At 72.3% G+C, this 21172-nt stretch carries 20 protein-coding genes; 12 read left to right on the top strand and 8 right to left on the bottom strand.

What is annotated here, in order from left to right:
* Positions 1–161: 161 nt before the first annotated feature.
* Together DEJ46_RS04250 and DEJ46_RS04245 are read left to right on the top strand one after the other, a co-directional pair.
* Positions 162–1376, top strand: a complete 1215-nt coding sequence (locus DEJ46_RS04250; protein ID WP_150264240.1) for a CapA family protein — start codon at positions 162–164, stop codon at positions 1374–1376.
* Between the two features lie 85 nt (positions 1377–1461).
* Positions 1462–2343 (top strand): polysaccharide deacetylase family protein, encoded by an 882-nt coding sequence (locus DEJ46_RS04245; protein ID WP_150264239.1) that lies wholly within the window; start codon positions 1462–1464, stop codon positions 2341–2343.
* 64 nt (positions 2344–2407) lie between these two features.
* Here DEJ46_RS04245 and DEJ46_RS04240 read toward each other — a convergent pair whose 3' ends face one another.
* Positions 2408–3073 (bottom strand): class F sortase, encoded by a 666-nt coding sequence (locus DEJ46_RS04240; RefSeq protein ID WP_150264238.1) that lies wholly within the window; start codon positions 3071–3073, stop codon positions 2408–2410.
* A gap of 416 nt (positions 3074–3489) precedes the next feature.
* On the opposite strand from DEJ46_RS04240, the gene DEJ46_RS04235 reads away from it, so the two are divergent.
* Positions 3490–3975 (top strand): hypothetical protein, encoded by a 486-nt coding sequence (locus DEJ46_RS04235; protein ID WP_150264237.1) that lies wholly within the window; start codon positions 3490–3492, stop codon positions 3973–3975.
* A 127-nt stretch (positions 3976–4102) separates the two neighbouring features.
* Here DEJ46_RS04235 and DEJ46_RS04230 read toward each other — a convergent pair whose 3' ends face one another.
* The 3 genes from DEJ46_RS04230 to DEJ46_RS04220 form a co-directional block, all read right to left on the bottom strand.
* Positions 4103–4666, bottom strand: a complete 564-nt coding sequence (locus tag DEJ46_RS04230; protein WP_150264236.1) for a hypothetical protein — start codon at positions 4664–4666, stop codon at positions 4103–4105.
* Between the two features lie 164 nt (positions 4667–4830).
* The gene (locus tag DEJ46_RS04225; protein ID WP_150264235.1) at positions 4831–5595 is read right to left on the bottom strand and encodes a DUF4239 domain-containing protein; all 765 of its coding nucleotides are present in this window, start codon (positions 5593–5595) and stop codon (positions 4831–4833) included.
* Between the two features lie 20 nt (positions 5596–5615).
* A complete protein-coding gene (locus tag DEJ46_RS04220; RefSeq protein WP_223834494.1) occupies positions 5616–6215 on the bottom strand; it encodes a hypothetical protein in 600 nt (199 codons plus the stop codon).
* Between the two features lie 607 nt (positions 6216–6822).
* On the opposite strand from DEJ46_RS04220, the gene DEJ46_RS04215 reads away from it, so the two are divergent.
* Positions 6823–7635 carry an SAM-dependent methyltransferase gene (locus tag DEJ46_RS04215; RefSeq protein ID WP_150264233.1) on the top strand — a complete coding sequence of 271 codons (813 nt, stop codon included), beginning with the start codon at positions 6823–6825 and terminating at the stop codon, positions 7633–7635.
* The gene (locus tag DEJ46_RS04210) at positions 7632–9797 is read left to right on the top strand and encodes a putative bifunctional diguanylate cyclase/phosphodiesterase (protein ID WP_150264232.1); all 2166 of its coding nucleotides are present in this window, start codon (positions 7632–7634) and stop codon (positions 9795–9797) included. The genes DEJ46_RS04215 and DEJ46_RS04210 overlap by 4 nt, the downstream gene beginning before the upstream one ends.
* Before the next feature lie 14 nt (positions 9798–9811).
* On the opposite strand, the gene DEJ46_RS04205 is transcribed toward DEJ46_RS04210, so the two are convergent.
* Positions 9812–10945 (bottom strand): serine/threonine-protein kinase, encoded by a 1134-nt coding sequence (locus DEJ46_RS04205; RefSeq protein ID WP_150264231.1) that lies wholly within the window; start codon positions 10943–10945, stop codon positions 9812–9814.
* Between the two features lie 31 nt (positions 10946–10976).
* On the bottom strand, positions 10977–11420 hold the full coding sequence (locus DEJ46_RS04200; protein ID WP_150264230.1) for a hypothetical protein: 444 nt from the start codon (positions 11418–11420) through the stop codon (positions 10977–10979).
* A gap of 109 nt (positions 11421–11529) precedes the next feature.
* On the opposite strand from DEJ46_RS04200, the gene DEJ46_RS04195 reads away from it, so the two are divergent.
* Positions 11530–12150, top strand: coding sequence for a helix-turn-helix domain-containing protein (locus tag DEJ46_RS04195; protein WP_150264229.1), 621 nt, complete (start codon positions 11530–11532; stop codon positions 12148–12150).
* Between the two features lie 6 nt (positions 12151–12156).
* Here the strand turns inward: DEJ46_RS04195 and DEJ46_RS04190 are convergent, their stop codons facing one another.
* A complete protein-coding gene (locus DEJ46_RS04190) occupies positions 12157–13044 on the bottom strand; it encodes a LysR family transcriptional regulator (RefSeq protein ID WP_150264228.1) in 888 nt (295 codons plus the stop codon).
* A 96-nt stretch (positions 13045–13140) separates the two neighbouring features.
* Here DEJ46_RS04190 and DEJ46_RS04185 point away from each other — a divergent pair, with 96 nt between their 5' ends.
* The 5 genes from DEJ46_RS04185 to melC2 all read left to right on the top strand — a co-directional run bounded on the left by DEJ46_RS04185 (position 13141) and on the right by melC2 (position 18106).
* Positions 13141–13866: a succinate dehydrogenase gene (locus tag DEJ46_RS04185; RefSeq protein ID WP_150264227.1), complete on the top strand. Its 726-nt coding sequence runs from the start codon at positions 13141–13143 to the stop codon at positions 13864–13866.
* Between the two features lies 1 nt (position 13867).
* The gene (locus DEJ46_RS04180) at positions 13868–15823 is read left to right on the top strand and encodes a fumarate reductase/succinate dehydrogenase flavoprotein subunit (protein WP_150264226.1); all 1956 of its coding nucleotides are present in this window, start codon (positions 13868–13870) and stop codon (positions 15821–15823) included.
* Positions 15820–16569, top strand: coding sequence for a succinate dehydrogenase/fumarate reductase iron-sulfur subunit (locus DEJ46_RS04175; RefSeq protein WP_150264225.1), 750 nt, complete (start codon positions 15820–15822; stop codon positions 16567–16569). Before DEJ46_RS04180 ends, DEJ46_RS04175 begins: the two co-directional genes overlap by 4 nt.
* Positions 16570–16859: 290 nt before the next feature.
* Entirely contained in the window at positions 16860–17255 is a 396-nt protein-coding gene (gene melC1, locus DEJ46_RS04170) for an apotyrosinase chaperone MelC1 (RefSeq protein WP_150264224.1), read from the top strand.
* 23 nt (positions 17256–17278) lie between these two features.
* On the top strand, positions 17279–18106 hold the full coding sequence (melC2, locus tag DEJ46_RS04165) for a tyrosinase MelC2 (RefSeq protein WP_150264223.1): 828 nt from the start codon (positions 17279–17281) through the stop codon (positions 18104–18106).
* Here the strand turns inward: melC2 and DEJ46_RS04160 are convergent.
* Entirely contained in the window at positions 18082–20481 is a 2400-nt protein-coding gene (locus DEJ46_RS04160; RefSeq protein ID WP_150264222.1) for an ATP-binding cassette domain-containing protein, read from the bottom strand. The genes melC2 and DEJ46_RS04160 overlap by 25 nt on opposite strands.
* Before the next feature lie 447 nt (positions 20482–20928).
* On the opposite strand from DEJ46_RS04160, the gene DEJ46_RS04155 reads away from it, so the two are divergent.
* Positions 20929–21132, top strand: a complete 204-nt coding sequence (locus DEJ46_RS04155; protein ID WP_055639995.1) for a DUF6229 family protein — start codon at positions 20929–20931, stop codon at positions 21130–21132.
* Positions 21133–21172 lie beyond the last annotated feature (40 nt).

Below are 21172 nucleotides of genomic sequence, written 5' to 3'. Positions count from 1 at the left end.
ACGGAGCGGCGAATGGTACGGCGAACGGTCAGGCGGAGGAGTTGCGTCCGTTTCGGTGCGGTTCATGCGCTTGTGCGGCCTTGACCCTTGACTGCGGCTTTCCCGCGCGATCAATTCTTCAGAACAGGTGTTCATAGCAAGAGTTGAGCGGAGTGCCGTAGATGACCTCACGCACCACACCGGCAGCGGTGGCGGTCGCCGCCCTCCTCGTCGCGGCGGCCACGGGCTGCACCGCCGGGAGCGCCCCGGCCGGCGGCTCCCCGACCCCCGGGACCTCGGCCGGATCCGCCGCCGGACGGAGCGCCCCGCCGCCGTCCGCAGCCGCCGGCGGAGCCTCCGCGCCCACCGGATTCACCCTCGTCGCCTCGGGCGACGTCCTCCCGCACGACTCGATCATCCGCCGCGCGGCCCAGGACGCAGGCGGCGACGGCTACGACTTCGCCCCCATGCTCGCCGGGGCGAAGAGCGTCGTCGCCCCCGCCGACCTGGCCATCTGTCACATGGAGACCGTGTACGGGAAGGAGGGCGGTCCCTATACCGGCTACCCCGCCTTCAAGTCGCCGCCCGAGGTCGCCGCCGCCCTCAAGGCCACCGGGTACGACTCCTGCTCCACCGCCTCCAACCACACCCTCGACGACGGCGCGGCCGGACTGCGCCGCACCCTCGACGCCCTGGACGCGGCCGGGATCCGGCACGCCGGCTCCGCCCGTACCGCCGAGGAGGCGGCGCGGCCCACGCTGATGAAGGCGGGCGGCGCCACGGTCGCCCAGCTCGCCTACACCTACGACACCAACGGCTACCCGCTGCCCGAGGGGCAGCCCTGGGCCGTCAAGCTGCTCGACGAGGGCAAGGTGATCGCCGACGCGCGCGCCGCCCGCGCGGCCGGCGCCGACGTCGTCGTGGTCAGCGTCCACTGGGGCACCGAGTGGCAGACCGGCGCCGACCAGCGGCAGCTCTCCCTCGGCCGCGCGCTCACCGCCTCCACGAGCGGAGGCCGCCCCGACATCGACCTGATCATCGGCACGCACGCCCACGTCCCGCAGGCGTACGAGAAGGTCAACGGCACCTGGATCGTCTATGGGATGGGCGACCAGATCGCCGGGGACATGATCAACCACGAGGGGGCCTACGATCCCCGGGGCAACCAGGGCACCCTCGGTCGCTTCACCTTCACTCCGCCCAAGGCGCCCGGAGCGCGCTGGGAGGTCACCAAGGCCGAGTTCGTCCCGCAGTGGTTCGACACCGGCCGGGGCCGGGTCGTCAACCTCGGCGCGGCGGGCGACGGCGACCCGCGCCACACCTCGGTCCGCGAGACGATCCGGCAGGTGGTGCTCAGCAGGGGCGCCGAGAAGGACGGCCTGACGATGGGGAAGTAGGGCGGTATCGGCTCATCGGGTGCTTTCGGGCCGGGTGCCGGTGTCGGTGAGCAGGGTGGGGCTTCCCCCGGATGAACCATTAGTCATGAAAAAGGATCAGATGCCCAGTGGGCGCCGGGCGGTGCTGCGCCTCGCCGCGGCGCTCGGCGCGACGGCCACCGTCGGATACCTCGCGGCGGACCGGTTCGGTGAACCCGTCCGGGCCCCGGGCGCCGCCCCCGCGCCGCAGGGCCCGCCGGGGGCGGGGCCCGGAGCCGCGCCGGCCGCCGGCCCGCAGGCGGCGCGTGCGGCCCGGCTGCGCCCGTCCGCGTACCGGCTCCAGCCGATGACCGCGTACGCGCCCCCGGCCTTCCGGCGTGCGGTGCCGCCCGTGCGGCAGCGGCCCTTCCTCAGCATGTCCGGGGTCGGCCGCTCGATGGTGCTGTCCTTCGACGACGGCCCCGACCCCCGCTACACCCCCGCCATCCTGGAGACCCTGCGCCGGTACGAGTGCCGGGCGATGTTCTTCGTCTGCGGCGAGATGGCCGTCGAGAACCCGGACCTGCTGCGGGAGATGGCCGCCGACGGGCACGTCGTGGGCAACCACTCGTGGTCCCATCCCCTCATCCCCAGACTGCGGCCCTCCCGGATCCGCGACGAGCTCGGCTCCACCAGCGAGGTCGTCGAGCGGACCCTCGGGTCGGCGCCGCTCTGGTACCGCGCGCCCTACGGGGCCTGGAACCGGCACTCCTTCGAGATCGGCGCCGAGCTCGGCATGGAGCCGCTCGCCTGGACCGTCGACACCCTCGACTGGAAGGAGCCCGGCACGGGCACGATCGTCCGCCGCGTGCTCGACGGCGCCGCCCCCGGCGCCGTCGTCCTCTCCCACGACGCGGGCGGCGACCGTACCCAGAGCGTGGCCGCGCTCCGCCGCTACCTGCCCGAACTCCTCGACGCCGGCTACCACATCACCGTCCCGCGACGCTGACGAAGGGCGTACGCGAAGGGCCCCGGCACCTGTGGGTGCCGGGGCCCTTCGTCCGCCGGGAAGCTCAGCGGGAGCCGACCATGCGGGCGTACACGACGACGTTCCCGTCGTAGCCGCGCGCCCGTGTGTAGCCGCCGCCGCAGGTGATCACCCGGAGCTCGGGCTGCCCGGTGTCCGCGTAGACCTGCACGCCGGGGAAGTCGTTCTTCGCGTAGACCTCGACCCCGTAGATCTCGAAGACGCCGACCCGGCCGTCGTACCGCTCGACCTCGATGTGCTGTCCCTTCTCCAGCGAGCCGAGGCCGTAGAAGACCGCGGGGCCGCGCTCGTTGTCGACATGGCCGACGATGACCGAAGTGCCCCTCTGGCCGGGGGAGATGCCGTTCTGGTACCAGCCGGCGAGGTTGGCGTCCTGCGGGGGCGGCGCCGCCACCCAGCCGTCCGCGTCCAGGCCCACGTCCATGATCGGCGCGGCGACCCGGATCGCGGGGATCTTGATCCGGGAGGCCGGCGCGAAGGGCAGCGCCTCCAGACCGGTGGTCGCCTCCGCCGGCGGCGGCGGGACGACCGGCCGCGCCACGGGCCGTGCGGCGGCGGCGGGTTGGGGCGGACCGAGGACGACGTCGACCCCGTTGCGCATCATGGCGAGCCCGGACAGCATGGCGAGGGCCAGGACGCCCCAGGGTTGGCGTCTCCTGCGCTCGAAGACGCGGAAGTCCTTCGGGGGCATGGTTCTCCCTTCGTGGCGTCGTCAGAACGGTAAGTGCGGTGGGGCGGACCGTCGCCCTGGACGCGGCGAACGGGTGGGGGGCGCCGCCGGACGGGTGCCGGGGGCGCGGGGGAGCGGCGGGAGGACCGGCGGGCACGGACGGCCGGGGGTGCTCGGGGGGTGGCGGGCTCCCCGTGGGGACAGCCGGGTGACAAGGGGATGACCCATCCGAGTATTCGTCAGATAAGCACCCCGGAACGCTGTGACCTGCGGTTCCACCCCGTGCACGAGGCGGATTCCGGGCGTGTCGCCTCACCGGGGTGGACCAGTGCCGACATGCACAGCTCGCCCCGACTTGTGATGGTTCGTCATGGAAGGCGTACTCGTCGAATTTCCCGGAGCACCGCTTTGGGGCGTCTTCCACTGGAGGTTCAACCATGCGTGCTGCACGCACTCTGGCGGTGGCCGCCACCGCGTTCGCGGCGGTCGGGCTCGCCGCCCCTCTCGCCGCCGCCACCAACGGGCCGAGCAACGTTCAGGTCAACCCGTTCGACGTCCACGCGGGGTCGACGATCACGATCACCGCCAAGGGTTGCGGCCACGGCGGCACGGTCACGTCCAACGCGTTCCCGGAGACCAACCTTTCGGTCAACTCCAACGGGCTCTCCAGCGCCATCGCCCGTGTCCACAACAACGCCACCCCGGGCAGCTACAACCTGGCCGTCAAGTGCAGCGACAACTCGAGGGTCGTCACGCACCCGTTCCGCGTCCTCGCGGGCCGTGGTGCGCAGGGCGGTCTCGGCGGTTCGCTCGCACCCAGCTCCACCGAGATGGCCGTCGGCGGCAGCCTGGTCGCCGCCGCCGCGCTCGGCGGCGGACTCTTCATCGTCCGTCGTCGCCGTATGACCGGCGCGGGAGTCTGACCGGCCGAACCTCCCGGTCGGCCCGCTGTGCCCGTCGCCCCCGAGTCCCTGCCAGGACCCGGGGGCGACGGGCGTCCGGGGACGCCGGTCGCGGGTCCGGTCCGCGCCACGCTCCACCGCCCCCCCGTCAGTGGCGGCGGGAGGAGCCGGAGCGGCGACGGACCACGTACACGACGCCGGTGGCGGCGGCCAGCACCAGGGCCGAACCGGTCGCGAGCATTCCGGTGTCCACCTCGTCCACGGAGCCGCCGAGACCGCCCCGCACACCGCGCGGGGGAGTGAGCAGCGTCGCGCTGATGGTCGGGGTGGCCGTGGGCGTACCGCTGATCGTCAGGTCGACGGTGTCCTGCACTCCGCCGGTGCAGTTGAACGACACCGTGTACACCGCGCCGGGCCGGGCGTCGAAGTCCACGGTGGCGGTCGCCGCCGAGTTCGGGGCGATGACGACGGTGTCGAAGATGCCGGCCGAGGCCGTCGCCGTACTGGCGCAGCCGGGGGCGCTCAGCGTCACCCGGCCGCCCGGGGCGACGACCGAGGGGGACACGACGAAATCGCCCGGTGCCTTCGCTCCCGGTGCCCGCGGGTTGGTGGCGGGGGCACCCTCCGCCGCGAAAGCGACGGTGGCGGGGGCGGCCAGGGCGAGGGCGGCCGCCCCCAGCAGGGCAGTGGACGCGGCACGTATCGCGCGCATGGTGAATCCTCCGGGTCCCGAGGGGCAGCCGCGGAACGGGATTCCCGCGAAGGCTGCGTGCACCTCGATGCCCGAAACGCTAGGAGCGCACTACCACAGCCGCGATCCCAGACGTGCGAATGGGGCACGCGTGTCCCCCGTGCGGCCCATTCGCGGGCCCGGACTCACTCCGTGACCTGCGGGAACAGATCGGTGAACGGCGTGGCGGTGGCGGAGATGCCCCGGCCGAAGGGCGCGTCGAAGTCCCAGATGAGGAAGAGCAGGAACGCGATCAGCACGCTGAACAGCCCGGCGAGCAGCAACTCCCGTCCCGTCCTGCGGATCTGGAGCGTGAAGATCAGGCCGACGGTCACCAGGGCGCCGATGATCAGGCCGAACCAGACCACCCCCGGCATCGTCGCCCCGGCGTTCTGCCCGCGTGCGCCCCGGGCGTCGTCGGCGGCGGCCACCTGGTCGACCAGCGGCTGGTAGGCCTGCCCCTCGAAGTCGTCGGCGGGCTGGTAGTCGGTGACGCTGCGGCGCACCTTCTCCATGAGGGCGGTGCCCTCCTCGCTCAGCTCGCCGTTCTCGGACATGTACGCCCACTCCTCGTCGACCACGTACGCGACGTACGCGTCGACGTCGGCGCGGATCTTCGTGCGGACGTCCAGGGGGTAGACCTCGGCGCGGGCCGAGATCTCGTGCATCGCCTGGGCCTCCTGGCGCACGGTCTCCTGGGCGGCCCCGCGGGCCTCCCAGACGCCGGCGATGGCGAGACCGAGGACGATCGCGTAGATCACACCGATCATCATCGTCATGTACTCGATGACGTCGGGGGTCTCGCTGGGGTCGTCGTCCTCCGGGATACGACGGTGGTTGATGACGACGATGGTCAGGACGACGGCGCAGGCGGCGGCCATCGCGAGCGTGAGTACGAGCCATTCGGACATGGAGGGACCTCAGGGGGAGTTCAGCGGGAGCGGGGGCGCAGGATCGCGGTCGCGAGCACTGCGGGGGCGATGATCACCAGCGTCATCGTGACGACGGACGTGCCGCCCTTCGGCTGGGGCCGCGCGGCGCGGCGGTAGTGCGGGAGGGCGACGGGCCCGTGGGCCGATGGCCGGGGCCGCGCCGAGGGTGCGGGGGCCGGCGCGGGCGCCGGGGCGGGAGGTGGCGCGGGGGGCGCGGGCGCCGGAGTGCGCTCCGGCGGGACCGGGGTGGCCGGTGCGGGAGAGGCGGGCTCCGGGCGCGGTGCGGGGGTGGTCACCGGGGGAGGCGGCGTCGTCGTCCGTACGGGAGGCGGGGGTGGCGCCGGGACGGTCGGGGGCTGCGGCTGGGGCTGCGGCGTCGTGGGCCTGGGCGCCGGCTTCGTGGGCGGCGGAGGCGGTGGCGGAGCGGGGGAGGGTGAGCACGCGCCCGGGCCGATGACCGACACCGAGGTGTTCGAGCCGTCGGGGCCGGTCGTGGCGTAGGCGCAGGAGTCGGCGGTGGCGGGGACGGGTGCGGCGAGCAGCCACACCAGTCCGAGGGCCGCCAGCGACCGCGCGAGGAGTGATCCGTACAGAGACACGCCGTCGAGCTTGATCACAGACGCGGCGAACCGGGGCCGAATCGGCGGGGATTCGCCGGATGGTGGGGTTCTCGGGACGCGTGGTTTGACGTTTCGGCGGCCCGGAGGCGGATTCGGCGCAATGACCGGGTATCGCCGGGCCGTGCGATTCGCCGCCCGTGCTCCTCTCCGCTCCGGCGGGTCGGCGACCTGACTTAGTCAGGGTCCCGGCGGTACTCCGGCGGTGATCCGTGGCACTCCATGAGGGCTCCCGCGGAAGAAGTGTCCGGTTGTCGCCCTGCCGGGGGCCTCGGCCGGACATGCCTCCCGGGCCGTCGACGAGGCCCCGTCAGCAGCAACGACCGAGGTGCGCCAAGGGCCTGCGCCCCCGTAAGGTGCGGCTGACACCGGCCGGGAAGTCGACGCACACTCATATGCACGTGAATTTGCACGAGCTGAAGGCGTGAACTCTGCGCTTCACGAGCATGTGCCAATGTCGTGTGACCAAGAACGGACCGCTAATTTCCGTTTCTACTCGCTCTCCCGGCGGGCGATCAGTAGCCTCACCTCGAACACCGGCCGACGAACACATGGCCGCATCCCCCATGGCGACTTGTTGGAGACATTGATGGAGCGTCCCGCCTGGGCTCCGCCGGGTATCGACATTTCGGTGCCGAGCGTGTCCCGTATGTACGACTTCTATCTGGGCGGCTCGCACAATTTCGAAGTGGACCGGGAAGCGGCGCGCAGGGCCATGGAGTTCATGCCTGGCCTCCCCAAGATCATGCAGGCGAACCGTGCCTTCATGCGTCGCGCCGTCCGCCACGCCGTTGACAACGACGTCACCCAGTTCCTCGACATCGGCTCCGGCATACCCACCTTCGGCAATGTGCACGAGGTCGCCCGGGCCGCCGACCCCGCCGCACGAGTCGTCTACGTCGACCACGACCCGGTCGCCGTCGCCCACAGCCGCGCCGTCCTGGAGGGTGACGAGGCCGCCACGGTCGTCGCCGCAGACCTGCGCAAGCCGACCGACATCCTGCACAGCCCCGAGGTGGCCCGACTCCTCGACCTGGACCGGCCGGTGGCCCTGCTCCTCGTCGCCGTCCTCCACTTCCTGGAGGACGAGGACCGGCCCTACGAGGCCGTCGCCCAGCTGATCGACGCCCTCGCGCCCGGCAGCCTCCTCGTCGTCACCCACGCCTCGTACGAGGGCATCCCGCTCACGCAGGAGCAGGCGGGCGGCACCGTCGGCGTCTACCGGAACATCAGCAACCCCCTGGTGATGCGGTCGCGTGCCGAGATCGCCCGCTTCTTCGACGGCACCGAGATGGTCGAGCCCGGCCTCGTCCCGATGCCGGCCTGGCGACCGGACAGTCCGGTCGAGGAGGAGGATCCTTACGCCTTCTCCGGTTTCGCAGGGGTGGGGCGCAAGGCGTGAAGGTCCCGTCGCAGCCCGCCGGTTCCGTCGCCGAGGCGGACGGTCCGGAGGACAGACTCAGGCGGTTCGTCACCATCTGGAGCCGCGCGATCTTCCCGGTGACGGCCACCTCGCTGACCCGCACCGAGTTCGAGGGGCACCTGCTGCCGCTGGCCCGCACCCTGTGCGAGGCACTGCACGCCCGGCCCTTCGACACGGCCCCGGCCCAGCGCGCCGGGGCGGCCCTCGTCGCCGCCCACTGCACCGACCCCGACGCCCTCGGCCGCAGCCTCGGCGTCGTCGACTCGTACCTGGTCCTCTACTGCGGTACGGAGTCCGACGTCCCGGCCGAGGAGCTGCGCGCCCGCTGCGCCCGGCTCCAGCACGCCATGGCCACCGGCTACGCCCAGGCCCTGCGCGAGCGGACGCGCGCCGAGCAGGAGGCGATCGCCCGCTCCGCGCTCTCCGCGCGCAGCGCCGCCGAGATCGCCCTGCACGCCACCGAGAGCCGCTTCCGCGCGGTCTTCGACGGGGCGGCCATCGGTATCGGTATCGCCGACCTCGACGGCAACGTCCTGGAGGTCAACGAGACCCTCACCCGTATGTTCGGCGGGATGGAGGGCCCGGTCCGCAGCCGGAACGTCAGCGAGTGGGTCCACCCGGAGGACGGCCCGCACGTCTGGAAGCTGTACGAGGAGCTCGTCCGCGGCGAGCGCGAGTCCTACCGCGTCGAGAAGCCGTACTACCGAGGCGACGGAACGGTTCTCTGGACCAACCTCACCGTCTCGCTCCTCCGTGACACCGACGGACGGCCCCAGTACCAGCTCGCCCTGATGGAGGACACCACCGAGCGGCGCCTGCTCCACCTGCGCCTGCGGTACGAGGCCACCCACGACGCGCTCACCGGGCTGCCGAACCGGACCCTGTTCTTCGAACGCCTGGAGAAGGCGCTCGTCTCCGGCGACAACGCCCGCTTCGGCCTCTGCTACCTCGACCTCGACGGCTTCAAGGTCATCAACGACAGCCTCGGCCACTCCGCCGGCGACCGGCTGCTCGTCGAGGTCGCCGACCGGCTGCAGAGCTGCGTCACCGGCCCGGGCGAGATGGTGGCCCGGCTCGGCGGGGACGAGTTCGTCGCCCTCACCACCGGGTGCTCCGGCGAGCAGGACGTCACCGAACTCGCCGACCGCATCCTGGGCGCCCTCGCCACCCCCCTGCGCATCGACGGCCGCGAACTGACCGTCCGCGGCAGCCTCGGTGTCGTCGAGGGGCCGGCGGGGGAGCGGACCCCGGCCGAGGTGCTGCGCAGCGCCGACATCACCATGTACCGCGCCAAGTCGGCTGGCGGCAACCGCTTCGAGCTCGCCGACGCCGAGGCGGACGCCCGCGCCATCACCCGGCACGGTCTGACGACGGCGCTGCCCACGGCCCTGGAGCGCGGCGAGTTCTTCATCGAGTACCAGCCGCTCGTCCACCTCGGCGACGGCAGCGTGCACGGCGCGGAGGCGCTGGTCCGCTGGTGCCACCCGCAGCACGGCGTGCTCGGCCCCGACCGGTTCATCCCGCTCGCCGAGGACACCGGCCTCATCGTGCCGCTCGGCCGCTGGGTGCTCCAGGAGGCCGTGCGCCAGGCCCGCTTCTGGCAGGCGCGGCACTCCGACGGCGGCCCGCTGCGGATCAACGTCAACCTGTCCCCGACCCAGCTGCACCACCCGAGGCTGGTCGCCGACACCGTCGACGTCCTGGAGCGGTCCGGGCTGGAACCGGGCGCGCTCTGCCTGGAGGTGACGGAGTCGGCGCTGATCGGCGCCGACGAGGACCTGCTGAAGCCGCTGCGGCAGCTCGCCGAGATGGGCGTGGACATCGCGCTCGACGACTTCGGCACCGGCTACTCGAACCTCGCCAACCTGCGCCGCCTGCCGGTGAGCGTCCTCAAGCTCGACCGGTCCTTCACCCGCGGCATGCAGCAGCACCCGGTGGACCCGGTCGACCTCAAGATCGTCGAGGGGATCGTCTCGCTGGCGCACAGCCTGGAACTGGCCGTCACCGTCGAGGGCGTGGAGACCGGCGCCCAGGCCCGCCGGCTCCGTGACCTCGGCTGCGACACCGCCCAGGGCTGGTACTACGCCCGCCCCGGCGCCCCGGACCGCATCCACTCGCTGCTCCTGGCGGACGCGGTGTGAGTGGGGGGTGAGACTCAGTCCTCCGCGGAGAGCTGAGGAGTCCACTCGTACCGAGTGGTGCCGGGGACGTGGTCGCAGATCAGGAGGTACCCCTCGGGGCTGAACGCGACGGCGAACGCCTCGTCCGCCGTGCAGGCGGCGAAGACGGCGGGGCCGGAGGGGTCCGGCGGCCCCGACTCGGCCAGGGGCGGAACGGTACGGACCGGGGCCGGGGAGGACGTGGCCGGAGCGGCCCCGGGCCCGGTGTCCGAGGTGAGCGCGGCCGTCGCGGCGGCTGTGAGGACGACGGCGCCCAGGACGGCCGCCCCGAGGGCCACCCGCCCGTGGCGGCGGCGAGGCGCCGACGGCGGTGCCGGCGTGTCCGCCGGGCCGTCCGTGAACTGGTCAGGCACGAGGAAGGGTTCGCCCTCCCACAGGACCGGCCATCGCTCGGGTCCCAGGGCCGCCCGGCAGCGTGCCAGTCGGTCCCGGGCCTCGCGGGCAGTGGGCCGGTCTCCGGGATCCTCGGCGGTCATGGCGGCCACGAGCGAGGCCGGCGCCCCGAGTTCCCGGAGCACGAGCCCCGCCGCGTAGACGTCCTGCGCGGGTCCGCTCCCCGCCCCGTCCCGGACCTCGGGGGCCAGGTAGTACGGGGTTCCCGCGGCGAACGAGGATGCGGTGAGCCGCAGATGGGGCAGCACCCGGGCCACGCCGAAGTCGCTCAGGTACAGGTGCGGACGGCCCGTTCCCCTGGCCTCGAGGAGCAGGTTGGACGGCTTCACGTCGCGGTGCACCAGCTCCGCCGCATGCACGGCGACCAGCGCGTCCAAGAGCTGGTGGCCCATCAGCAGGGCGGCCTCCGGCGGCAGTTCGCCGTAGTCGGCGAGGAGTCCGGCGAGGGTGCCGCCGCGCACGAGCGGCAGCACCAGCCAGGCCTCGCCCTCGCGGACGAACCAGTCGAGGGGGGCCAGGACATGGGCGTGACCGAGGCGCACCGACTGCTCGCAGACCAGCCGCAGCAGCGACTCCAGGTCCGCACTCCCGGACACCTTGACGGCCACGTCCGTGCCGCCGTGGGTGTCGTGGGCCCGCCAGACCGTGCCCTGGGCCCCGCGCGCCACCGGTGCCACGAGGCGGTACCGCCCGGCGAGCATCCCCCCTGCTTCCATGTGCCGCAGAGTACCTCCGCTGCGCGGTGGGTCAGAGGGTCGCCAGCGTGAGGACGACGGTGTCGCCGCTGGTGGCGACCGAGACGGAGGTCTTGTCCGAGGTGGCGGTGAAGACGCCGGCGATGTCCACCACCGTGTACTGCGCGCCCTCCAGGGCCTTGCGGTACTCGCCGACGACGGCCTGCGGGTCCTGGGCGCTGTACGTCAGCACGTAGGCGCCGGCGCTGCCGGTGACCGACGTCAGCTCCCCGGACGGCAGCGGCAGGCCGGCGGGCAGGTCGTCCGGCTTCTCGACCCCGCCGGTGGTGGGCGCCTCCGAGGTCGCGGAGCCGCCCGAACCGTCCGCGGGCGCCTGGGTGGTGGCGGTGGCGGAGGGACCGGCCTTGGCGTCAGAACCCTCGGACTGGCAGGCGGTCAGCCCGAGTACGGCGAGAGCGGCGACAGTGGCGAGCGAAGTGGTGCGCTTCCAGGGCATGGTGACGTCCCATCAGTGAGGGTGGGTGAGGTCGTGCCTTCCGACGGGGAGATTGACACATGAAAACTCCCTTTGACAAGTGTCAATTCGACGGCCTAGCGTCCTGTTCATGGACGCGACCGCCATCGCCCGCAATCAAGAGCTTCAGCGCCAGTGGTACGGGGCCCCGCTCGGCGAACTGTGCCGGGACCTCTGCGACCGCTTCGGCATGACCCAGTCCGGACTCGCGGAGACGCTGGGGATCTCGCCCGCCATGCTCAGCCTCGTCATGCGGGGCCAGCGGGCCCGGATCGCCAACCCCGACGCGGCGGCCCGTCTCACGGCCGTCCTCCGCCTCGCCCAGGACGTCCGCGCCGGCACCGTGCCGGCCGGGGACGCCTCCCGGGTCCTCGCCGGGATCCGTACGAGCAGGACCCCCGGACAGGACTCGATGGGTGCCTCCGTGACCCGGCACCCCGCGGGCGAGGGCCACTCGACCGAGCCCGTGCCAGACTCCGGACCCGGACCCGGACCCGGACCGGGGTCCGACCCCGCCTCCGACGCCGATCTGCGCTTCGCCCTGCGCCTGCGCGACCTGCTCACCAGCCGTGCGAGCGCCGTCGACATCCTCGGCGCGGCGGCGGTCCTCGACGCCGGCCACCCCGGCCTCGCCGAGATCCTTCGCGTCTGCGGCGCGGGCCGCACGGACGAGGCCGTCGAGCTGGTCCGCGCCCTCGGCCCCCGGCGGTAGGAGGCGTCACATGCCCCGGCGGGAGGCGAGCAGGACCCGCTGGAGCTCCCGGGCCGCCCTCGGGGGCGCCACGTCGCTGCGGTGGGCGAGGGCGATCGTGCGCCGCAGGCCCGGGCGGGCGAGGGCGGTCACGCGGAGGTCCCGGCCCGCCCGGGCCGCCACCATCGCGGGGACGACCGCGAGCCCGAGCCCGGCCCGTACGAACCCGAGGACCGCGTCCAGCTCCCCGCCCTCGACCGTGAACGTCGGCTCGAAGCCTTCCGCCCGGCAGGCCGCCACGGTCAGCTCCCGCAGGTCGTAGCCGTGCCGGAACATCACGAGCGGCTGGTCCCGCAGGTCCTTGATCCGCACCGGCCGGGTCGGCGCGGGCGCCGAGGCCGAGGTGACCGCCACCAGGTCCTCCCGCAGCAGCTCGACCGTCGTGAGAGCCGGGGACGGGGACGGCAGCGGCAGCACCACGAGCGCCAGGTCGAGCGCCCCGCGCGCCAGCTCCCGTACGAGATCGTGCGAGCCGCCCTCCTCGATGAGGAGCTCGATCCCCGGGTGCAGGTCGTGGAAGGAGCGCAGCACGTCGGGAAGGAGCCCCGTGCACAGGCTCGGGGTCGCGCCGAGCCGCACCCGGCCCCGCTTGAGCTGCGCCAGCTCCTGCACCTCAAGGCGTGCCGTCTCCGTGTCGGCGAGGATCCGGCGGGCGAGCGGCAGCAGCGCCTCGCCCGCGTCGGTGAGCGTGATGTTCCCCCTGGCCCGGCTGAAGAGCTCCGCGCCCAACTCCTGTTCCAGGGCCTTGATCTGCTGGGAGAGCGAGGGCTGCGAGACGTGGACGCGCTCGGCCGCCCGCGTGAAGTGACGGGTCTCGGCGACGGCGACGAAATAGAGGAGCTGCTGGAACTGCATGACCCCAGCGTAGGCGACATGAATAGGTGATGCCTATCGAGATCAGCCGGACCATGTCTTGGACCTCTGGGGTCCTTCGCCCCTAGCGTCGTGGGCATGGCTCTGGCACCCACGAGGGACCGGACGACGGGCCGCCCGCCGTCCCCCACACCGTCACGCGGATTCCTGTCATCGACCCTCGGCAAGAAGACGGTCATGGCCGTCAGCGGGCTGCTCATGCTCGGCTATCTCGTCGCCCATGTCGCCGGAAACCTGAAGGTCTTCTTCGGCCCCGAGGAGTTCAACGCCTACGGCCACTGGCTGCGGGTGATGGGCGCCCCCGTCCTGCACCACGAGTGGGCACTCTGGCTCGTCCGGATCGTGCTCCTCGCCGCCGTCGGCGCCCACGCCGTCTCCGCGTACCAGCTCAGCCGGCGCGACGTGAAGGCCCGCCCCCTCGCGTACGTCCACCGCCGCAGGCGCGCCTCGTACGCGACCCGCACCATGCGCTGGGGCGGCATCATCCTCGCCCTCTTCATCGTCTGGCACATCCTCGACCTGACCACCGGCACCGTCCACCCCGGCGGCTTCGAGGAGGGCAAGCCCTACCAGAACGTGGTCGACACCTTCTCCACCTGGTACGGCAACGTCGTCTACATCGTCGCCATGCTCGCCGTCGGCCTCCACGTCCGCCACGGCTTCTGGAGCGCCGCCCAGACCCTGGGCGTCGGCAACGCCCGCCGCGAGCGACTCCTCAGGGCCCTCGCCAACACCCTCGCGCTCGTCCTGACCGCGGGATTCGTCTCCGTCCCCGTCGCCGTCATGACCGGAGTGGTGAGCTGACATGAACCCCACCGACTTCTCGGGCTACACCACCGGTGCCCCGCTCACCGACACCGCCGCCCCCGAGGGCCCGATCGCCGAGCGCTGGGACACCCGCCGCTTCCAGGCCAAGCTGGTCAACCCCGCCAACCGCCGCAAGCACCGGATCATCGTCGTCGGCACCGGCCTCGCGGGCGGCTCCGCCGGTGCCACCCTCGCCGAACAGGGCTACCAGGTCGTCCAGTTCTGTTTCCAGGACTCCCCGCGCCGGGCCCACTCCATCGCCGCCCAGGGTGGCATCAACGCCGCCAAGAACTACCGCAACGACGGCGACTCCGTCCACCGGCTCTTCTACGACACGGTCAAGGGCGGCGACTTCCGCGCCCGCGAGTCCAACGTCCACCGCCTCGCCCAGATCTCCGTCGAGATCATCGACCAGTGCGTCGCCCAGGGCGTCCCCTTCGCCCGCGAGTACGGCGGACTCCTCGACACCCGCTCCTTCGGCGGCGTCCAGGTCTCCCGTACCTTCTACGCCCGCGGCCAGACCGGCCAGCAGCTCCTCCTCGGCGCCTACCAGGCGCTGTCCCGGCAGATCGCCGCCGGGAACGTCGAGATGCACGCCCGCACGGAGATGCTCGACCTGATCGTCGTCGACGGGCGGGCCCGCGGCATCGTCGCCCGCGACCTGATCACGGGCGAGATCTCCACCCACTACGCGGACGCCGTCGTCCTCGCGAGCGGCGGCTACGGCAACGTCTTCTACCTGTCGACGAACGCCATGAACTCGAACGCCACCGCCGTCTGGCGTGCCCACCGGCGCGGCGCGTACTTCGCCAACCCCTGCTTCACCCAGATCCACCCCACCTGCATCCCGCGCACCGGCGACCACCAGTCCAAGCTGACCCTGATGAGCGAGTCGCTGCGCAACGACGGCCGCATCTGGGTCCCGAAGGCCAAGGGCGACACCCGTCCCGCCGCCGACATCCCCGAGGACGAGCGCGACTACTACCTGGAGCGGATCTACCCCTCCTTCGGCAACCTCGTCCCCCGTGACATCGCCTCCCGCGCCGCGAAGAACGTCTGCGACGAGGGCCGCGGCGTCGGCCCCGGCGGCCAGGGCGTCTACCTCGACTTCGCCGACGCCATCCGCCGCATGGGCAGGGGAGCGGTCGAGGAGAAGTACGGCAACCTCTTCGACATGTACGAGCGGATCACCGCCGAGAACCCGTACGAGGTCCCCATGCGGATCTACCCCGCCGTGCACTACACGATGGGCGGGCTCTGGGTCGACTACGACCTGCAGACGACCGTCCCCGGCCTCTTCGCGATCGGCGAGGCCAACTTCTCCGACCACGGGGCCAACCGGCTCGGCGCCTCCGCCCTCATGCAGGGCCTCGCCGACGGCTACTTCGTCCTCCCCGCCACCATCAACGACTACCTCGCCCGCCACCCCCACGCCGAACCCGTCACCGACGACCATCCGACGGTACGGGACGTCCTCGCCGAGACCGAGGACCGGCTGAACCTCCTCCTCGCCGTCGACGGCGACCGCACCCCCGACTCCTTCCACCGTGAACTCGGCGAACTCATGTGGGAGTTCTGCGGCATGGCCCGCACCGAGACGGGGCTGCGCAAGGCGCTCGCCCGCATCCCCCAGATCAGGGAGGAGTTCTGGCGCCGCGTCAAGGTTCCGGGCACGGGCCTGGAGTTCAACCAGTCGCTGGAGAAGGCCAACCGCATCGTCGACTACCTGGAACTCGCCGAGCTCATGTGCCTCGACGCGCTCCACCGGGCGGAGTCCTGCGGCGGCCACTTCCGCGAGGAGTCCCAGACGCCCGACGGCGAGGCGGCCCGCCACGACGAGGAGTTCGCGTACGCGGCGGCCTGGGAGTTCGGCGGCACCGGCACGGCCCCCGTCCTCCACAAGGAGGACCTCACCTTCGAGTACGTCCACCCCACCCAGCGGAGCTACGCATGAGGCTCACCCTGCGCGTCTGGCGCCAGCGCGACGCCGACACCCCAGGCGCCATGTCCACCTACGACGTCGACGGCATCTCCGCCGACATGTCGTTCCTGGAGATGCTCGACACCCTCAACGAAGCGCTCATCCTGCGCGGCGAGGACCCCGTCGCCTTCGACCACGACTGCCGCGAGGGCATCTGCGGAGCGTGCAGCCTCGTCATCAACGGCGACGCGCACGGCCCCGAGCGCACCACCACCTGCCAGCTCCACATGCGCTCCTTCCGCGACGGCGACACGATCGACATCGAGCCCTGGCGTGCGGCGGCCTTCCCCGTCGTGAAGGACCTCGTGGTCGACCGCTCCGCCTTCGACCGCGTCATCCAGTCCGGCGGCTACATCAGTGCCCCGACGGGCTCGGCACCCGATGCCCACGCGACCCCCGTCCCGAAGGCCGACGCGGACTCGGCCTTCGAGCACGCGGAGTGCATCGGCTGCGGGGCCTGTGTGGCCGCCTGCCCCAACGGCTCGGCGATGCTCTTCACCTCGGCGAAGATCAACCACCTGAACGTCCTCCCACAGGGCTCGCCCGAGCGCGAGACCCGCGTCCTCGACATGGTCGCCCAGATGGACTCCGAGGGATTCGGCGGCTGCACGCTGACGGGGGAGTGTGCGACGGCCTGCCCGAAGGGGATCCCGCTGCCGTCGATCACGGCGATGAACAGGGAGTGGTTGCGGGCGCGGCGCAAGGTCGCCCGAGGCTGAGGCCGGATCCGGCCAGTCTGACGGCGTGGGCCCCGCCACACATCGCACCCTGGAGCGAAAGATCGTTCACAAAACGATCACCTTCTCCGTAAGATCTTCGCTCCAGGGTGCCTCCGTCCGCCGGCACAGCAAGATCAACTCCGTTCAACTCTGTACATTTCGTGGCATGTTGTCCACTTCGTAGCCAACCGGCCGCCGGTGATTTCCGGCGCGCCGACACCCCCGGGTACTGATGAGGGCTGCCGGGGGCATATGACCAAACCCCCGGTCGCAGACCACTAGGGGGTTTCATGTCCAACATCACCCGTCGCCGGGCTCTCGGCGTCGCGGCAGGCGCCGCCGGCGCCGCCGCGGGCCTCGCCCTGGCCGGCTCCGCCGTCGCCGACTCTCCCCGGGCCGCCGCTCCCGCGGCCGGCCCGGTCCCGGCCTCCTCCTTCGACGAGGTCTACCTGGGCCGCCGCATCAAAGGCGGCGCCTCGCACGGCGGCGGTCACCACGGGGGACACCACGGCGGCGGCTACTCCGTGACGATCGACGGCGAGGAACTGCACGTCATGCGGAACGCCGACGGCACCTGGATCAGCGTGATCAACCACTACGAGCCGGTCGCCACGCCCAAGGCGCTGGCCCGCGCGGCCGTCCGGGAACTCCAGGGTGCCCCGCTCGTACCCCTCACCCTCGCCTGACCGATCCAGGAGCCGTACCACCCATGACCGTACGCAAGAACCAGGCCACCCTCACCGCCGACGAGAAGCGACGTTTCGTCAACGCCCTCCTGGAGCTCAAGCGCTCCGGGAGGTACGACACCTTCGTCACCACGCACAACGCCTTCATCATGAGCGACACCGACAACGGCGACCGCGTCGGCCACCGCTCGCCGTCGTTCCTGCCTTGGCACCGGCGCTTCCTCATAGAGTTCGAGCAGGCCCTGCAGTCCGTCGACCCGACCGTCAACCTCCCCTACTGGGACTGGACGGCCGACCGCACCTCCCGCTCCTCGCTCTGGGCGCCCGACTTCCTCGGCGGCACCGGGCGCGCCCGCGACGGGCAGGTGACGGACGGCCCGTTCGCCCGCAGCGGCAACCGCTGGACGATCAGCGTCCGTGTCGACGCGCGCGACTTCCTCCGGCGCGACCTCGGCGCGGGCGGCCGCCAGCTCCCCACCCGCGCCGAGGTGGACTCCGTCCTCGCCATGGAGACCTACGACACCGCCCCCTGGAACAGCTCATCGGACGGCTTCCGCAACCACCTGGAGGGCTGGCGCGGAGTCAACCTCCACAACCGCGTCCACGTCTGGGTCGGCGGACAGATGGGCACCGGAGTCTCCCCCAACGACCCGGTGTTCTGGCTGCACCACGCCTTCATCGACAAGCTGTGGGCCGACTGGCAGGCGCGCCATCCCAAGTCGACGTACCTGCCGGCCGCGGGCACCGCGAACGTCGTCGACCTCCGCGACACCATGCGCCCGTGGAACGACGTGACCCCCGCGGACATGCTGGACCACACCCCGCACTACACGTTCGACACGGCGGCCTGATCCGCCGGCGGGTCCCAGGGCTCGCCGGTGATCCCCAGGGACCGGGCCAGATACGGCGCGGTGCGGCTGCCGGCCGCCCGCGCCACCCGGTCCGGCGGCCCCGCCACCACCACCCGGCCGCCCTCGTCGCCGCCGCCCGGGCCCAGGTCGAGGACCCAGTCGGCGGTGGCGACCACATCCATGTCGTGCTCGACCACGATCACGGAGTGGCCCGCGTCCACGAGGCCGTGCAGCTGGCGCATCAGGACCTCGACGTCCGCCGGGTGCAGCCCCGTCGTCGGCTCGTCGAGCACGTACAGCGTGGCGGAGCGGCGCGGGCGCTGGAGCTCCGAGGCGAGCTTGATGCGCTGCGCCTCGCCGCCGGACAGCTCCGTCGCCGGCTGCCCGAGCCGCAGATAGCCGAGGCCCACGTCCAGCAGGGTCCGCAGGCTCCGGGCGGCGGCCGGGGTGTCGTCGAAGAACTCCGCGGCCGACTCGACGGTGAGGTCCAGGACCTCGGCGATGGTGAGCCCGCGCCACCGCACCTGAAGCGTCTCCGGGTTGTACCGGGCGCCGTGGCAGTCGGGGCAGGGCGCGTACGTGCTCGGCAGGAAGAGGAGCTCCACCGAGACGAAGCCCTCGCCCTGGCAGGTCTCGCAGCGGCCACCGGCGACGTTGAAGGAGAAGCGGCCCGCCTTGTAGCCGCGCGCCCGAGCCTCCGCCGTCTCGGTGAAGAGCTTCCGTACGACGTCGAAAAGACCCGTGTACGTGGCGAGGTTGGACCGCGGGGTCCGCCCGATCGGACGCTGGTCCACCGTCACCAGACGCCCCACTCCCGGGAGTTCCTCGGTCAGGGCGCCGACGAGCGTCGACTTGCCCGAACCCGACACTCCCGTCACGGCGGTGAGGACGCCGAGCGGGAAGGCCGCGTCGACCGCCCGCAGGTTGTGCCGGGTCACCGGCCCCGTACGCAGCCAGTCCACCGGGACCCGTACCGTCCGCGCGGGCGCCGCTTCCCGCTCGAAGAGGAAACGCCGGGTCGCGGACGCCTCGACGGACGCGAGCTTCTCCGGCGGACCGCTGTGCAGGACGCGCCCGCCGTGGACGCCCGCGCGCGGCCCGACGTCGACGAGCCAGTCGGCGTGCCGGACGACGTCGAGATGGTGTTCCACGACGAAGACCGAGTTCCCGGCCGCCTTCAGCCGGTCGAGGACCACGAGGAGCGCCTCGGTGTCGGCCGGGTGCAGACCGGCCGACGGCTCGTCGAGCACGTACACGACGCCGAAGAGCCCCGAACGCAACTGCGTCGCGAGCCGCAGCCGCTGGAGCTCGCCGTTGGAGAGGGTGGGGGTGGCGCGGTCCAGGCTGAGGTAGCCCAGACCGAGTTCGGTGACCGTCGCGATCCGGGCGACGAGATCCTCGGTGAGGACGCGCGCGGTCTCCGCGCCGTCCACCGGCGTCTCCGCGAGAAGCCCGGCCAGGACCGTCAGGGGAAGCGCGGCCAGCTCGGCGATCGTCCGCCCCGCGAAGGTCACCGCGAGCGCCTCCGGACGCAGCCGGCTGCCGCCGCACACCGGACACGGCGCACTCGTCAGGAACCGTTCCGCCTTCGCCCGCAGCGTCGCGCTCTTCGAGTCGGCGAAGGTGCGCAGCACGTACCGCCGGGCACTCATGTACGTTCCCTGGTAGGGGCGTTGGATGCGATCCGCCTCCCGCACCGGGTGCACCGTGACGACCGGCTGCTCCTCGGTGAAGAGGATCCACTCCCGGTCCTTCGCGGCCAGCTCGCGCCACGGCCGGTCGACGTCGTACCCGAGGGTGTCCAGGACGTCCCGCAGGTTCTTCCCCTGCCAGGCCCCCGGCCAGGCGGCGATGGCACCCTGCCGGATGGTCAGGTCACGGTCGGGGACGAGGAGTTCCTCGCTCGTCTCGTGGATGAGGCCGATGCCGTGACACGAAGGGCAGGCGCCCGCCGCCGTGTTGGGGGAGAAGGCGTCGGAGTCGAGCCGCTCCGCACCCTCCGGGTACCGGCCGGCCCGCGAGAACAGCATCCGCAGGGAGTTGGAGAGCGTCGTCACCGTACCGACGGAGGAGCGGGCGTTCGGCGAGGACCGGCTCTGCTCCAGGGAGACCGCCGGGGGCAGCCCGCTGATCTCGCCGACCGCGGGCGCCCCCACCTGATGGATCAGGCGCCGTGCGTACGGCGCGACCGATTCGAAGTAGCGCCGCTGAGCCTCCGCGTAGATCGTCCCGAAGGCGAGCGAGGACTTGCCCGAACCGGAGACGCCGGTGAAGGCGACGAGCGCGTCGCGTGGGATGTCGACGTCGACCCCGGCGAGGTTGTGCTCGCGGGCGCCGCGGACACGGACGTACGGGTCGTGGGGGCTGTCGTGCATGCGTCGATTTTAGCTACGGATTCCTGTTTGGCCCGGTCGGGTGGGTGGGGCCCGGATGAGCCGGGGCCCTGTCGGCGGCCCGCCCCCGCCCCCGGGCGGTCTCGCGGGGGCACGCGGGGCGTGTGAAGCGTCCGCATGGCGGACGGTGAATGGCGAAATGTGCGCGGACCGCACCACTTGACGGGCACGGCCACCGTCCATCGCGTCCCCGCGCGGGCGGGTTGGCCCGGCCGGCCGCGTGAGGGTGGACACCGTCACCCACCTCGGCTCGCGCTCCCGCCGCACCGCTCGGCGGACACCCGTCCGGCGGCGCGCCGGCGACTCTCCGGCCGGTCCTGACACGACGGAACAGGCAGTTGAAGTTTGACCGGTTCTGACAGGTCTCGGACGGACATCCTCCGGTGGATTCTGTAGCTCCGCGCAATCCAGGCTCGTAGGAGGAAACGCATGCCCGTCATTTCCGCCACCCGTACCGACGCGATCGTCACCGCCTGGCTCCAGGGCGCCGAGACGGCCTTCGGCGCCGACAACCCGGCCGGACCGCTCTACGTCGGCGGCGCGGCCGGAGAGGCCGCGCTGACCGATGCCACCGAGGCGCTGCTCACCGGGTGCAGCAGCTGTACCGGTTCGTGGCACAGCTACTGCTGCTGACGAACCGCCGTACGGCACAGCACCGCACGCGACACCCGGG

It is taken from the genome of Streptomyces venezuelae, assembly GCF_008642375.1.
Taxonomy (GTDB): domain Bacteria; phylum Actinomycetota; class Actinomycetes; order Streptomycetales; family Streptomycetaceae; genus Streptomyces; species Streptomyces venezuelae_G.
Note: the sequence above shows the minus strand (reverse complement) of the source record. Positions and strands in the feature narration are given on the sequence as shown.